At 64.6% G+C, this 14,938-nt stretch carries 14 protein-coding genes and 2 pseudogenes; 8 read left to right on the forward strand and 8 right to left on the reverse strand.

The window, feature by feature from the left end; genetic code table 11:
* On the forward strand, positions 1-590 hold a 590-nt coding region (locus tag RHBS_RS13580; RefSeq protein WP_128645799.1), incomplete at its 5' end, for an ATP-binding cassette domain-containing protein.
* 193 nt (positions 591-783) lie between these two features.
* Here RHBS_RS13580 and RHBS_RS13585 read toward each other — a convergent pair.
* Positions 784-1,425 (reverse strand): FABP family protein, encoded by a 642-nt coding sequence (locus RHBS_RS13585; protein WP_121872657.1) that lies wholly within the window; start codon positions 1,423-1,425, stop codon positions 784-786.
* Between the two features lie 384 nt (positions 1,426-1,809).
* On the opposite strand from RHBS_RS13585, the gene RHBS_RS13590 reads away from it, so the two are divergent.
* Positions 1,810-3,315, forward strand: coding sequence for a cutinase family protein (locus tag RHBS_RS13590; RefSeq protein ID WP_121870789.1), 1,506 nt, complete (start codon positions 1,810-1,812; stop codon positions 3,313-3,315).
* Positions 3,316-3,393: 78 nt separating this feature from the next.
* Here RHBS_RS13590 and RHBS_RS13595 read toward each other — a convergent pair whose 3' ends face one another.
* The 5 genes and pseudogenes from RHBS_RS13595 to RHBS_RS13615 form a co-directional block, all read right to left on the reverse strand.
* Entirely contained in the window at positions 3,394-3,699 is a 306-nt protein-coding gene (locus RHBS_RS13595) for a DUF1416 domain-containing protein (protein ID WP_121870788.1), read from the reverse strand.
* A 1-nt stretch (position 3,700) separates the two neighbouring features.
* A complete protein-coding gene (locus RHBS_RS13600; protein ID WP_068049880.1) occupies positions 3,701-4,537 on the reverse strand; it encodes a sulfurtransferase in 837 nt (278 codons plus the stop codon).
* A 38-nt stretch (positions 4,538-4,575) separates the two neighbouring features.
* Entirely contained in the window at positions 4,576-5,052 is a 477-nt protein-coding gene (locus RHBS_RS13605; protein ID WP_121872656.1) for a DUF4395 domain-containing protein, read from the reverse strand.
* Between the two features lie 253 nt (positions 5,053-5,305).
* Positions 5,306-5,726 (reverse strand): annotated as a pseudogene (locus tag RHBS_RS13610) (thioredoxin family protein).
* Entirely contained in the window at positions 5,723-6,502 is a 780-nt protein-coding gene (locus RHBS_RS13615; RefSeq protein WP_128645800.1) for an LmeA family phospholipid-binding protein, read from the reverse strand. The pseudogene RHBS_RS13610 and the gene RHBS_RS13615 overlap by 4 nt, the downstream one beginning before the upstream one ends.
* Before the next feature lie 129 nt (positions 6,503-6,631).
* Between RHBS_RS13615 and RHBS_RS13620 the strand changes: the two genes are divergently transcribed.
* The 6 genes from RHBS_RS13620 (at position 6,632) to pstB (ending at position 12,450) form a co-directional block, all read left to right on the forward strand.
* Positions 6,632-7,393, forward strand: coding sequence for a response regulator transcription factor (locus RHBS_RS13620; protein ID WP_121870786.1), 762 nt, complete (start codon positions 6,632-6,634; stop codon positions 7,391-7,393).
* On the forward strand, positions 7,394-8,299 hold the full coding sequence (gene mshD / locus RHBS_RS13625; protein ID WP_121870785.1) for a mycothiol synthase: 906 nt from the start codon (positions 7,394-7,396) through the stop codon (positions 8,297-8,299). It abuts the gene before it with no gap.
* 203 nt (positions 8,300-8,502) lie between these two features.
* The gene (gene pstS / locus RHBS_RS13630) at positions 8,503-9,600 is read left to right on the forward strand and encodes a phosphate ABC transporter substrate-binding protein PstS (protein ID WP_121870784.1); all 1,098 of its coding nucleotides are present in this window, start codon (positions 8,503-8,505) and stop codon (positions 9,598-9,600) included.
* A gap of 86 nt (positions 9,601-9,686) precedes the next feature.
* A complete protein-coding gene (gene pstC, locus RHBS_RS13635) occupies positions 9,687-10,724 on the forward strand; it encodes a phosphate ABC transporter permease subunit PstC (protein WP_121870783.1) in 1,038 nt (345 codons plus the stop codon).
* Positions 10,725-10,727: 3 nt separating this feature from the next.
* Entirely contained in the window at positions 10,728-11,636 is a 909-nt protein-coding gene (gene pstA / locus RHBS_RS13640) for a phosphate ABC transporter permease PstA (RefSeq protein ID WP_128645801.1), read from the forward strand.
* A gap of 37 nt (positions 11,637-11,673) precedes the next feature.
* Complete coding sequence (gene pstB, locus RHBS_RS13645) at positions 11,674-12,450, forward strand: phosphate ABC transporter ATP-binding protein PstB (protein WP_121870781.1); 777 nt, start codon at positions 11,674-11,676, stop codon at positions 12,448-12,450.
* Between the two features lie 154 nt (positions 12,451-12,604).
* Here pstB and phoU read toward each other — a convergent pair whose 3' ends face one another.
* Complete coding sequence (phoU, locus tag RHBS_RS13650; RefSeq protein ID WP_121870780.1) at positions 12,605-13,279, reverse strand: phosphate signaling complex protein PhoU; 675 nt, start codon at positions 13,277-13,279, stop codon at positions 12,605-12,607.
* A 66-nt stretch (positions 13,280-13,345) separates the two neighbouring features.
* A pseudogene (locus tag RHBS_RS13655) lies at positions 13,346-14,938 on the reverse strand (LCP family protein); the annotation flags it as partial.

The raw sequence follows: 14,938 nt of genomic DNA on the forward strand, positions 1-14,938 counted from the left end.
TCAACCGCACCACTGCGCGGAGCGCACTCATCGGACCGAGCGGATCGGGCAAGACCACGATGCTGCGGGAGTTCGCCGAGGAATGCGGTTCGGACGCAGCGCTGTTCGCCGAGGATGCGCATCTGTTCGACACCTCGATTCTGGAGAACCTGCGGGTGGTGCGCGGCGACGTCGACGAAGAACAGGCATCGGAGGCGCTGCGACGCGTGGGCCTGGGTTCATGGCTCGACGCTCTGCCTCTCGGCGTTCACACCACCCTGGTCGGCGGCGCGCAGGCCGTCTCGGGGGGAGAGCGCCGCAGACTGCTGCTGGCGCGCGCCCTGCTCAGTACGGCACCGATCGTGTTGCTCGATGAGCCGACCGAGCATCTGGACCGAGTCTCCGGCGAATCGATACTGCGCCAGCTGCTCACCACCGACGGAGGGCTGTTCGGAGCCGACCGAACCGTGGTGGTCGTCACCCATCAACTGCCCGAGAACACCGACGCCGACCAGGTGATCGACCTCGGCCCGGACCGCGCGAAAAAACACTTTGCCGACTCGGAAACTCGGGCGTACGTTGTGAAGTACACGAGAGAGGAGGTGGTCTGAAGTTGATGAACTCTAGGACGCGTGAGGTGGCTGTCAGCTAGCCGCAATCGCTGACGGATTCACTGCGAAGACCGCGCGAGCGGCAGGCGAATCCCAGGCAGCTACCCGGCCCCCGAGCCCCCGACCTGTCCGGTCGGGACCTGAAAGCAGGTACGGCTCGGGGGCCGTTCGCGTGCAGTGGGTAGTGAGAGAGTCAGCCGATGTAGCGAGTCAGGCGCGCGGACAACCGCGGTGCCAGTGGGCCGTCGGCGACGACGCGCTCCTCGACGTATGCAAGGTCTCCGCCGTCGACGATGCCGTAGAGCCGCCTGGCCCCGCCGACCAACGCACCCGAAGTGCTTCGAATGACGACATCGGTGGCCAGTTCCCAGGACGACTGGGTGAGCGCATGGCCGTAATACAGTTCGACGACGCCGGTGCTGTGCGTCAGCAGTAGCTCGACGACCTCTTCGTTGTCGGAACCCTTGACGCCGTCGCCTCCGCTCATGCGCCAGAATCCGGTTTCACGGAGATCGGGGTGTGCGAAGTTGCCGTCGGAATCGAGTCGCCACGAACGCGATTCCCAGCTGAGGTAGCTGCCGCCGTCGTGAGTGACGACGATCTGCTGACCGAAGGGGTAGTCGGTACCGGACTCGGGGTCGTGGCCCTCGCCCTCGCCACGCCACACGCCGACGAGCGGCAACAGAGCGAGCATCGTCGGGTGCAGATCGGGACCGAGACGAAGATTGGCCGTGTCGTCGGGATGCGGGATGTCCGGCAGGACCGGAACGTTGCGCGTCGACGCGTCGGCGAATTTCTGTTCGGCAGCCGCTATTGCTTCGTCGCCACTGGCGATGGGGGCGTCGAGCCCCTCGTCAGCACTGCCGGGTTGCCCCGCGACCGGTTCCGTCACGACTCGTCGTTGACCAGTCGGTAGACGACGTAGAGCGAGAACGCGATGATGGCTATTGCCGCAAGCACCAGCAACAACTCGAAGAAGATGACCACGAGTGCGAGTTTAACCCGCAGCGATCCTGATCGAGAACAGCGGCCCGAATCTGCACTGTGTCCTTGGTGACATCTAACCGAATTGGGGGTCATCAGTGCGGTGGATCACTCGTAACGGTGGAGAAACGGCGTCGAGCAGGTACCTTCTTCGGGGGGCGTCGGGCGCTCGAGGGTGAATTTCCGACGTTGTTCACTGTGTTCTGTCACGAAGGCTGGGGAGGTCTCCGCAATAATGCTGCGTCGTAAACGGGCTCTGACATCGTCGTTCGGATCCGTGTTGTTCAGGTCCGCGGTGGTGACTCTGGCGTTGGCGCTAGCCGCTCCCGCAGCTGCGCTCGCCGCTCCGGACTCGGGATCGGCAGAGTCGGGATCGTCCGACTCCGGATCGTCCGACTTCGGGTCTTCGCAGGGCCCGAACATCGACCCCAACAACTATGCGCAGGACTGCCCGGACGTGTTGATGTTGGCCGTGTCCGGTGCCACCGACTCGGATTCGGGTCGCAACCCTCTCAACGAGGAATCGCAGACCGTCGCATCCAACTGGGTCGGGAACGTCACCGTTCCCACCGGTGAGGTGAACGCAGGCACCCCCGGCACGGTCGGCTGGCTGTACGTCCCCTACACATCGACCTACGGTGTCGGCTTCCTGGACGACGTGGCCACGTATCAGGAGTCGATCAGGGACGGCGTCGCGTCGACCAATCGGCTGCTGGACGAGTACAAGACCAAGTGCGGTGACCGCACGAAGTTCGTTCTCGTCGGCTACAGCGTCGGCGGAGAGGTCCTCGACCGGCTGGCCGTCGACATCGGCCGACGCGACCCCGGCGCGCTGATCAGCGGCGACGACATCGCAGGCGTGATGATGATCGGCTCGCCCTATCGTCCGGCCGGTGTGCCGAACTTCGGGGACGAGCCCGGTGAATCGCTCGGCGGGTTCATGGACCAGTCCCCCCGGGACTACGGCACGCTGACCGACAAGGTCAGCTGGTCGTGCCGGCCCTACGATCTGTCGTGCGACGCTCCGGCCGACATCGAGCTCGCGCAGTTGGCACTCGAGATCATCTCGCAGATGCGGATGACGCTGGTCAACCCGGTGCAGACCGTGGCCGACTTCGCGCGGGCAGTGTCGACCATCGCCACCCGCGCGATCATCGACATCGCAACCAACAAGGCCTGGCTCGAATCCGACGAAACACTGCTGCAGGTTCTGGTGAAGGTCGCGGACGTGGACTACACGGTCGCCGATCAGCAGGCGGTCGACGCTCTCACGCCGGAGCAGCTCCTCGCCGATCTCAACTGGGCGATGGGGCCCGGTGCCGAGACCGTGGAAGCCAAGCTCCGTGCCGAGGCCACAGGGTTCGAGGAGAACAACAAGGGCATCGCCGATGTCGTGCTCGGGCCCTACCTGGCGATCGGATTCCTGCAGCATCTGTCGTACTGGTACAACGATCCCAACGACGGCTACGAGTGGGAAAGTGAGAAGGTGGTGGCCTGGGTCACCGATCTCGCGCGCACCGAACGCGAGAAGAAGAACGCGCCCGAGGCAGTCATACCGGAAGCCCCCGCTCCCGAGGCTGCACCCGAACCCCGACTGCTCCCGGTGCCGGGAACGCAGACGAGGGTCAGCGATCTCGGAGCGTTCCTCGAATCTCAGGGGATTCCAGTGCCGGAAGGGATGTTCCCGCCGCAGTACTCGACGGTTCCCGACCCGGCGGCCTCTGCACCCGTTCCCAACTAGAACCTCCGCTGGACCGAAAGAACCCCGCACCTGCTCGCAGGTGCGGGGTTCTTTTCTCGTTCGGTACGAGCGGTGGGATCAGACTCCGACGGTGACGTTCGCCGAGTGCACGCCTGCGCCCTCGGGAGCGATCACGGTGTCGCCGTTGCCCGATGCCGACAGTGCACGCAGCGTCCACTGTCCGGGAGCGGCGAAGAACCGGAAGTCTCCGGTGCCCGACGCGACGACCTCTGCGGTGAATTCGCCGCTGCCGTCGAGCAGCCGGACGAACGCGCCTGCTACGGGCTCACCGTCGCCTGCGAGGACGCGGCCGGTGATGACCGTTTCCTTCTCGACGTCGACGCCTGCGGGGATGGTCTGGCCCTGTAAGGGTGCTCCACACATATCAGTGAACCTCCAACTCGATGGGTGCTCCGACGAGGGAGCCGTATTCGACCCAGCTGCCGTCGTAGTTCTTGACGTCTTCCTTGCCCAGAAGCTCCTTGAGGACGAACCAGGTGTGGCTCGAACGCTCACCGATGCGGCAGTAGGCGATGGTGGCCTTGCTGTCGTCGTAGCCCTTGGTCTTGTACAGCTCTTCGAGCGCCTCGTCGGACTTGAACGTGCCGTCCTCGTTGGCGGTCGTGCTCCACGGGATGTTGATCGCGGACGGCACGTGGCCACGCTGCTGAGCCTGCTCCTGCGGAAGGTGAGCCGGGGCGAGGATCTTGCCCGAGAACTCGTCGGGCGAACGCACGTCGATCAGGTTCTTGTTGCCGATGGCGTCGATGACCTCGTCGCGGAACGCACGGATCGACAGGTCGGGTGCCTCGGCGCGGTACTGAGTGGTCTCGCGGCTGACGACGTCCTTGGACAGCGCCCGGCCGTCGAGTTCCCACTTCTTGCGTCCACCGTCGATGAGCTTGACGTCCTTGTGGCCGTAAAGCTTGAAGTACCAGTAGGCGTAGGCAGCGAACCAGTTGTTGTTTCCGCCGTACAGGACAATGGTGTCGTCGTTGCTGATGCCCTTGGCCGACAGCAGATCCGAGAACTGCTCCTGATTGAGGAAGTCGCGGCGAACCGGGTCCTGCAGGTCCTTGCGCCAGTCGAGCTTGACCGCACCTTCGATGTGTCCGCCGTCGTAGGCGCTTGCGTCTTCGTCGACCTCGACGAAGACGGTCTTCGGTGCGTTCAGGTTCTGCTCGGCCCAGTCGGCAGAGACCAGGACGTCGGAGCGAGCCATGGTGTTCCTTTCGGTCTTTCTTTACGGATCGGTGAGGGTCAAGCAGTGGTGCGCAGTCGCGCGGCGAGGGGGTAGATCATGCAGCCGAGGCACACCGCGAACGCGGCATTGAGGAAGGCCGCGAACAACGCGAAGCCTGCCGCCACGGTGCCGACGACGGGAGCGCCGAGCGCGAAGCCGAGAACTCCCACGGCGGCGAACACGAAGCCCACCAGTTGAGCGAACTTCAACGGTGCGACCGGCTCACGTTCGCTGGTGGGGGAGAGCCGCGGTGCGACGAATGTCGCGAAGATCGTGCCGTACGGACTGCGCTTGGGTCCGCGGACGGCTCCGATTCCGAACACGATCGCCTGTAGCCCGAGCAGGATTGCCGCCGCGGGGACCGAGAACGTGGTCAGGAGGAGAACGACGACCAGAACGGCGGTGGTGATCCACGCTGCGAAGCGCGGACCGCGAACGTCCACCTGGTCGATCGTGGCAGTGGGGATGGTGGTCCGGGTGTCGGGTGTCGACATCGAGAGGTACTCCTGTGCGAGGCCGGGGCACGCCGCATCGGCAGTGCTCGGACGTGGATTTCGATCATCGGGCCGTACATCACGCATGGGCGTGGCGGCAGAAGGAAATCAGCAGCAGCGACAGCAACAACCGCCCAGTCGGCACAGATCAACTGTGCGACGACTGGTGAGCATCAGCTCGCGGCGGGAGAACACGAAGAGCATCGTACCCGCTACCAGCGGCGCGTCCTACCGCCGGCCCGAAGAGGCGAGGTCACAGTGCGTCGAGCGCCGACCGTAGTGCCGCCGCAGACGGCACCCCCCGCGATTCTGGAGCGCCGTTGCAAGGTGGTGTCGAGGACGAACGTCGTGGGCAGTGACAGCACGCCCAGTTCACGAGCGAGGATCGGATGGGCGTCGATGTCGAGTTCGAGTTCCCGGGCATCGCTTCGATCGTCCAACACCTGCTGGACGACGCGTCGCACGGCTGCGCACGGTCCGCACCAGTCCGCCGAGAAGTGCAGCACGGTCGCGGAGTCGGTCGTGGCGCCCGCGTCGAGCAGGAGTGGGTACAGAGTGTCGGTCTCGGAGTCGGTGTTCCGCACTGCCCGCACCGCACCCGATCGGCTGCGGAGGAACAATCCGGTAGCGACGGCAAGGATCGCCACGACGGCCAGGACTGTGATCCCTGTCACGGCTTTTCGATCTCGTTGAGGTCGATGGTCACGTTCTCGCCCGATCCTTCGACGACTATCTGTGAGCCCTCCGCGTAGACGTCGGTCGGCAGGAGTCCGAAGGGCAGGCTCTGACGCTCGATGGTCTTGGTGAACAGTCCGAGGACCGTGGGCTTGGCGAACTCGGGAATCGAGAAGTCTGCCTGACCCTCCGGGCCGAAGTAGAAGTCCGTCGCGACGATGGCGACGCTGTCACCCTCGAGCAACAGGTCGGCCTGGACGCTCACCGTCGTCTCGAGGGGGCCGACCGGAACCGTTCCGGTCAGCACGACGCCCCCGGTCGTGGTCTTGCCCGACCCACCGGAACCGCCGGTGCCGTCCGACTTGTCGGCCGGAGGTGCGGAAACCTGCAGGTCGACGATGCCGAGGAACTGGCCGAGGTCCGTGGCCTCGATACGGACGCGGCCGTCGAGCTCGTCCACCGGGATCGCCCGCACGTTGTTGTCGACCAGGTCGGGCAGTGCGATGTGCACGCCGCGGAGATTGGCCTCGATCGTCGTCGAGCCGACGTACTCGGTCGGAACGTCCTGCGCTCGAATCTCGATGTTCTCGTAGTGGCCGTCCGCCGCCTGGGTGAGGAACGGGAAGCCGTGCACGATCACCTGAGGGTCCGAGGTGAGCTCACCGCCGGCGCGGATTGCGCGGGAGACTCGGTACTCCGAGTAGGCCGCAGCGCCGAAATCCACCACGAGCGCGAGGGCCAGCAGGCTGGCGAGTCCGATGAGAAGTGTGCGCACGGTCCATTGTGACCGACGAATCGCGCACCGCCCTCTTCGGCCGGTTGTACGGACAAGCTAGTCTGTGTCCTTGACGATCACTCAAGTCCAGCCTGGGCTGGACCGGCCAGCAGTAAGAATGGAGACGCAGTGGAGCTCCTACTACTGACCTCCGATCCCAATCCGGAGGGCGTTCTGCCGTCCCTTGCTCTCCTGGCGCATCACATCCGTCCGGTGCCCACCGAGGTGTCCTCGCTTCTCGAAGCAGGTTCGGCAGACATCGCACTGGTGGACGCTCGCACCGATCTGGCTGCCGCTCGCGGACTGTGTCGCCTCTTGGGAAGTACCGGATCTGCCATCCCCGTCGTCGCTGTCCTCACCGAAGGCGGCCTCGTGGCGGTGAACTCCGATTGGGGCCTCGACGACATCCTGCTCCCCGGTACCGGTCCCGCCGAACTGGACGCTCGACTGCGGTTGCTGGTCGGCCGTAGCGGAGGAGTCGCCAGCCCCGAGACCTCGGGCAAGATCACGCTCGGCGAGCTCGTCATCGACGAGGGCACCTACACGGCGCGACTGCGAGGTCGTCCACTCGATCTGACGTACAAGGAATTCGAGCTGCTGAAGTATCTGGCTCAGCACGCGGGCCGGGTCTTCACCCGCGCCCAGCTCCTGCAGGAAGTGTGGGGCTACGACTTCTTCGGTGGCACGCGCACCGTCGACGTCCATGTTCGACGCCTCCGTGCCAAGCTCGGTACCGAGTACGAGTCGCTCATCGGTACGGTGCGCAACGTCGGATACAAGGCCGTTCGTCCGGCGCGCAACGCCAAGGGCGGACCGGTGGCATCGGACGCTGCCGACGGCGATTCCGACGATGCGAATTTCGAGTTCGAGCAAGAGAGTACTCTCTCGTAGATGAATTCGGATTCTGCCTTCGACGTCCATTCGATCGACGGCGGCGCACCGTCTTCCCGTGTGTCCTACGAGATTCATCGAATCCTTTCCCGCGCAACGGAAGTCGACGGCACCGCGCCCTTGTCGGAGCATGCCGTCAAGGCCGTCGACGACGGTGACGAGGTGGTTCGTTTCGTCTCCACCGAGGGTGATCGTGTCGTCGGCTACGTCGGAATCGCCGACGGGATGGCCGAGGCCGTCGTGGATCCTCCGGCCCGCGGTCGCGGCATCGGACGTGAATTGATTTCTCGCGCACTCGATATCGGCTCCGACACGCGAATCTGGGCACACGGCAACCTGCCCGCTGCGCAGTCCGTTGCGGCGCGGCTCGAGTTGCAGGTGGTTCGCGAGCTGCTGCAGATGCGTCGCGCGTCCGCGCACCCCGACCTGCCGGATGTCGTTGTGCCGGAGGGTATCTCACTTCGAACCTATCGAGGGCATCAGGACGATGCCGAGCTGCTGCGTGTGAACAACGCGGCATTCTCCTGGCATCCCGAACAGGGTGGCTGGACCGATCGCGACATCGACGCACGACGAGAAGAATCGTGGTTCGATCCGGCCGGCCTGTTCCTGGCGTTCGAGGAGGGCAGTGACCGCCTCCTCGGTTTCCATTGGACGAAGGTCCACCGGGCCGAAGGTGTGGAACCGGCCACCGGCGAGGTGTACGTGGTCGGCATCGACCCGCAGTCGCAGGGGCGTGGTCTGGGTCGAGTGCTCACGCTGGCCGGCCTGCACTACCTACGCAGCAGAGAGCTGGGACAGATCATGCTCTACGTCGAGGCCGACAACACCGCTGCCGTGCACACGTACACCAAGCTGGGTTTCGAGAACTACCACGTGGACGCCGCATACGCGCGCAGCGTCTGAAACGGACATATCAACTGCGGTGTTCATCTTCCGTTCACCCACGCGGGGGTAAACGTCTACCACCTGCCCCTACCTTTCTCCATGGGCGGCAACCTACGCCGCCTGGTGCGAGGTTCTCTTCTCGAGCCGGCACCCACACAGTCACAGCGCGGCCGATCAGGTCCGAGCCGTGGACACGGCCCAAGATTCCTCGGAGGAAACAGGTGAACCTCAAGCGCAACGGTGCTCTCATGAGTGCAGTGGCCATCAGCGCCATGTTGCTGACCGCATGCGGTAGCGACGCGAACGTCGAAACCGTCGGCGCGGATGATTCTTCCGCCTCGTGCGAGGGCAAGTCTCCGCTCACAGGCGAAGGATCGTCTGCTCAGCAGAACGCGATGTCCAACTTCACCTCGGTCTACTCGAGCGTCTGCTCCGGCAAGTCCGTCGAGTACACCACCAGCGGCTCGGGCAACGGTCGTACCCAGTTCGTCGCCGGTCTGGTCGACTTCGCCGGATCCGACTCCGCGATCAAGGACGAGCAGGCAGCCGAAGCGGCCACTCGCTGCGACAGCAACCCGGCATGGAACCTGCCCCTGGTCTTCGGGCCGGTCGCAGTGGCCTACAACCTCGACGGCGTCGACAGCCTGGTACTCACGCCCGATGTCACCGCACGGATGTTCACCGGCCAGATCACCACCTGGAACGATCCCGCGATCGCCGCCCTCAACGAAGGCGTCGACCTGCCCGCCACCCCGGTCACCCCGGTCTACCGCTCCGATTCCTCGGGCACCAGCGACAACTTCCAGCGTTTCCTGAGCGATGCTGCTCCCGAGGCGTGGACCCTCGATCACAGCTCCGACTGGGCCGGCGGCGTCGGCGAAGGTGCCAACGGCTCCTCGGGCGTCGCCCAGGCCGTTTCCGGGACTCCCGGCTCGGTCACGTACGTCGAGTTCGGCTTCGTCGAGCAGGAAGGCCTCAGCGCCGCGAACATCGACTTCGGCAACGGACCGGTCGAGCTGAGCAACGAGACGGCGGCCGCAGCCATCGACGCCGTGACCTTCTCGGGTGAGGGCAACGACCTGGTGCTCGATCTCGACACGTTGTACGCCAGCAACGAGGCCGACACCTACCCGTTGGTGCTCGCCACCTACGAGATCGTCTGCTCGGCGGGCTACGACGCCGACACCTCGGCAGCAGTCAAGTCGTTCCTGCTCAGCGCCGCGAACGAGGGCCAGCAGGGCCTCGAAGAAGCCGGCTACGTGCCGCTGCCGGACCGCTTCAAGGAGCGCCTGATCTCCGCTATCGAAGCAATCGCCTGATTCAATGAGACGTAATCCTGCTTCGCTCGGGAAAACGCGAGCCGAAGCAGGACCGTCCTCGACCTCCACACGAGACAGTGAGCGGTATGAGCGACACCCACTCGATGACCGGCGTTCCCTCCGCGGCCACCACTCCCTCCGCGGGTGCCGCGCACAAACCGGAAGAACCACAATTGTCAACGAAGAAAAAATCGGGGACCGTCACCCGCCCCGGTGACAGGATCTTCTCCGGCCTCGCCACGGGCTCGGGTATCTTCATCATCGCCCTGATCGCCGCCGTCGGCATCTTCCTGATCTGGCGCGCGATCCCCTCGCTGTCGAACAACACGGTCAACTTCCTGACCTACAACGGTGCCTGGGACACGACCAACACCTCGGCCATGGTGTTCGGTGTTCTCGATCTGTTCCTCGTCACCGTCACGGTGTCGCTGTTCGCACTGATCCTCGCGATGCCTGTCGCACTCGGCATCGCCATCTACCTGACGAACTACGCACCCAAGCGAGTTGCGGGACCGCTCGGTTACGTCATCGACCTGCTGGCCGCAGTCCCGTCGATCGTCTTCGGTCTCTGGGGCCTGTACGTCCTCGCGCCGGTGATCAGCCCGTTCGCCGAGTGGCTGAACACCAACCTGGGTTGGTTCCCGCTCTTCGGTACCGGGTCGGTCTCCATCGCCGGCGGTGGCACCATCTTCACCGGTGGCATCGTGCTCGCCGTCATGATCCTGCCGATCATCGCCGCCGTCACTCGCGAGGTGTTCATGCAGACGCCGAAGGGGCAGATCGAAGCCGCTCTCGCACTCGGGGCCACCCGCTGGGAGGTCGTCCGCACCACGGTCATTCCGTTCGGAAAGTCCGGTTACGTCAGTGGCTCCATGCTCGGTCTCGGTCGTGCACTCGGTGAGACCATCGCGCTCTACATCATCATTCGCAGCACTCAGTCGACTTTCGGCGGAACGTTGTTCGACGGCGGTTCCACCTTCGCCACGAAGATCGCGCTGGCCGCGGGCGAGTTCAACAACCCGCTCCAAGCCGGTGCCTACATCGCCGCGGGTCTGGTGCTCTTCCTCCTGACCTTCGTCGTCAACGCCGGTGCTCGCGCCGCCATCGCCGGAAAGAAGGACTGACCCATGACCGCAACCATGGACAAGCCCGTCAAGGAACCCACCTTCCAGGGCGTCAGCGCTCGGCGTAAGGCGTCCAACCTGTCGGCGACGATCCTCGTCAGCCTCTCGGTGCTGGTGGCTCTCGTCCCCTTGATCTGGGTGCTCTACACGGTGATCTCCCGCGGACTGTCCGCGGTCGTGTCGCCCACCTGGTGGCAGAACTCGCAGGCCGGCGTCACCCAGTTCATCGCAGGTGGCGGTGCTTACCACGCCATCGTCGGCACACTCCTGCAAGGACTGTTCTGCGCCATCATCTCCATCCCGATCGGCATCTTCGTCGCCATCTACCTCGTCGAATACGGTGTGGGCACGCGGCTGGCCCGAGTCACCACCTTCATGGTCGACATCCTCACCGGAGTGCCGTCCATCGTCGCGGCCCTGTTCATCTACGCGCTGTGGATCGCCACCTTCGGATTCCAGCGATCCGGTGTTGCCGTCGCATTCGCCCTCGTTCTGCTGATGATCCCCGTGATCGTGCGGTCGGCCGAGGAAATGCTGCGCATCGTTCCTCAGGATCTGCGCGAGGCGTCTTACGCGCTCGGCGTGCCGAAGTGGAAGACCATCGCCAAGATCGTCATCCCCACGGCCCTGTCCGGCATCGTCACCGGAATCATGCTCGCCCTGGCCCGCGTGATGGGTGAGACGGCACCGGTGCTGATCCTGGTGGGATCGGCCACCGCCATCAACTTCAACATCTTCGAGGGGCCGCAGACGTCTCTGCCGCTCATGATGGTCGACCTGCAGAAAGCAGGAACCGGCGTGCTCACCGCTGAGCGCATGTGGGGAGCAGCCCTGACGCTGATCCTGATCGTCGCAATACTCAACATCGGCGCGAAGTTGGTCTCGAAGTTCTTCTCGCCCAAGAACTTCTGACCCACCCGACTCCAGCGAATCCTAAGGAACGAAGAACATGGCAAAGCGTCTCGATCTCAAAGACGTCAACATCTACTACGGCAAGTTCCATGCCGTCTCCGACGTCACTCTGGCCGTACCGCCGCGCAGCGTCACCGCGTTCATCGGACCGTCCGGCTGCGGTAAGTCGACCGTCCTTCGTTCGCTCAACCGCATGCACGAGGTCACCCCCGGTGCCCGCGTCGAAGGTTCGGTGCTGCTCGACGGCGAGGACATCTACGGCGGCGGCGTCGACCCAGTGGGTGTGCGTCGCACCATCGGCATGGTCTTCCAGCGCCCCAACCCCTTCCCGACGATGTCGATCCGGGACAACGTCGTTGCCGGCCTGAAGTTGCAGGGCGGCCGCGGCAAGAAGGAACTCGACGAGATCGCCGAGCGCTCGCTCAAGGGTGCCAACCTCTGGACCGAGGTCAAGGATCGCCTCGACAAGCCAGGCGGCGGCCTCTCCGGCGGTCAGCAGCAGCGTCTGTGCATCGCTCGCGCGATCGCCGTCTCGCCCGACGTTCTGCTGATGGACGAGCCGTGCTCGGCTCTCGACCCCATCTCCACCCTTGCCATCGAGGACCTGATCCAGGAACTCAAGCAGGACTTCACGATCGTGATCGTCACGCACAACATGCAGCAGGCCGCACGTGTGAGCGATCAGACCGGCTTCTTCAACCTCGAGGCGACCGGCAAGCCCGGCAAGCTCATCGAGATCGACGACACCGAGAAGATCTTCTCCAACCCGACGCAGAAGGCCACTGAGGACTACATCTCCGGCCGCTTCGGATAACCGCACACGAACGCCAGAACCCCCGTCGAGCGAAAGCTCGGCGGGGGTTCTTCGTGCGTGTCTACGATCGTTGGTCCGATGCGGCTGGCTACTCCGCTACGAAAGCCGAGTAGCGCTGCAGCGCAGCGCCACTCGGTCTCGACGAGGGTGGGTATTACGAGGTGGGAATGTTGTTGTGGCTCAGGTCGAGGGGCAGTTCGCCCGTCACCAGGAAGATCACTCGACGGCCGACCTCGACGGCGTGATCGGCGAACCGCTCGTAGAAGCGGCCCAGCAGGGTCACGTCGACTGCAGCGGCGACGCCGTGGCTCCACTCGCGGTCCATCAACACCGTGAAGAGGTGACGGTGCAGGTCGTCCATTGCCTCGTCCTCCTCCTGCAGCTTCGCAGCGCGCTCGGGATCGCGGGTCTCGAGGACCTCACGGGCCGAAGCGCCGATCTGAACGGCGAGGCGACCCATCTCGGCGAAGTACCCGTTGACCACCTCGGGGAGGGCGTGGTTCGGGTGCCTGCGACGGGTGATCTTGGCGACGTGGAGTGCGAGTGCGCCCATACGGTCGATGTCGGCGACGATCTGAATGCCGGCCACCACCGAACGGAGATCGCCTGCGACCGGAGCCTGCAGGGCGAGAAGCGTGAAGGCCTTCTCCTCGCACACCGCGCTGAGCTCGGTGATCCTGTCGTGTTCGGAAATGACCTGCTCGGCGAGCACCAGGTCTGCTTGAAGGAGGGACTGAGTGGCCTTTTCCATGGCCGTACCAGCCAGGCTCGCCATCTCTCCGAGGAGATCGGCAAGCTCGTTCATCTGTTCGTTGTAGGCGACGCGCATGAGCGAAGTTTAGTAGGTCACTCCGACCAGTTCTCTGTCCCGAGGGTTAACGGAGCATGAATGAAGTCAGGCGCACGTGTCGTCGGCGGCGTTGGTGTACGAGAGATCCTCCGGAAGGGGCGCACTCTGGGTGGTGCCTTCCACCTGAGTGGGATCGATTTCGGTGCCGAATGCCGTCGGGTACTGGGTGTATCCGGGATAGTTCGAGCCGAGGACGACCTCGACGACATTGTTCAGGCTCGGTGCCAGCTCGATGGCAGCGCCGGGGATCGCCGATGCGACCGTCGCCGCAGCCGCCTCCTGATCCTGCGAGTGGCGCACCACGGTCTGGGCGGCGGTGCCCGAGAAGTTGCCGACCGTCAGGATCTGGAATCCGTAGACCGCGAGTTCGTCCGACGCCGTCTGAGCCATCCCGGCGATGTCGGATGCGTTGGACACCTGCAAAGAGACGGTTCCCGGATCGACGGCCAACAGCGGCGCGTCGGGTGCGGCGGCAGGTGCGGGCGCTTCGGGTGTGACCGGCTCCGCGCGGTCCTCACCGGGCAGAGGAGCGTCGTCGATGATGGCCTGGAAGATCGCACCGATCGCGTCGTCGTTGGGGATCTCGTTGCCGTAGTCGTTGGTGCCGGTGGTGGGGATGGTCAGGAAGGTGACCGCACCGGCGTCCACGTTCTGCAGCGAGCGTCCCAGTGTCACCAGGTCCTGAGTCCTGACGTTCTCGACGAAGGTGTCCGAGGTGAACGCGTTGACGAACCCGTTGAGCTTGCCTGGATCGAGCAGCACGTTGTTCGAGAGAGCAGACCGGAGCAGTGACGACAGAAAACGCTGCTGTCGCTTGATGCGGCCGTAATCGCCGTTGCCCTCGGACTCGACGTTGCGCGCCCGAACGTAGTTCAGTGCGGTTCGGCCATCGATGCGCTGTGTTCCGACGTCGGGAAGGACATTTCCGAGTTCGTAGTCGAACAGGGGTTGCGCCGTGCAGACCTCGACACCACCGACCTCGTCGACCATGGACTCGAACCCGGCGAAGTCCATCCCTACGAAGTGTCCGATGCGCAGGCCCGAGATCTTCTGGATTGTCTTGACCAGACACTTCGGGCCGCCGAGGGCATAGGTGGCGTTGAGCTTGTCGCCGTAGGCTCGGGGAACATCTCCCCGGTGTAGGTATTGGTGACGTTGTCGAACTGCTCGCACTCCGGCCGTGTCACGTCGAGGTCGCGGGGGAAGGACACCGCGACGACGCGACTGCGGTCGGCGGGGATGTTGACCAACATGACGGTGTCCGAGCGCGATCCTTCGGCGTCGGCGACGGTACCGGCTCCCACCTCACCGCTGGCACCGGCGCGGGTGTCGGTGCCCACGATCAGGTATGTCTCGTCGCCGTATTGGCCTGCAGCGTCGACGACGTCGGTCGAATCGGGGTCGAGCGCGGCGACCTGGAGAAATCCTTGATCGGTATTGCGTAGGTATCCCCACACCACTCCGGTCAGGGCCACCGCCAGGATCGCGACGAGGGAGACCAGGCTTCGGCCGATCATCCGCACCCGACGGCGTCGACGCACTCGGCTCATCGCCAATCGCGTCAGAGCCGGGCGATCCGCTGCGGGCGATCCCACCGGTTCCGGTGCCGCATGCGGGGGGCGGAGTCGGCGGCACTGC

This window comes from Rhodococcus sp. BS-15, from assembly GCF_000813105.1.
Taxonomy (GTDB): Bacteria; Actinomycetota; Actinomycetes; order Mycobacteriales; family Mycobacteriaceae; genus Rhodococcoides.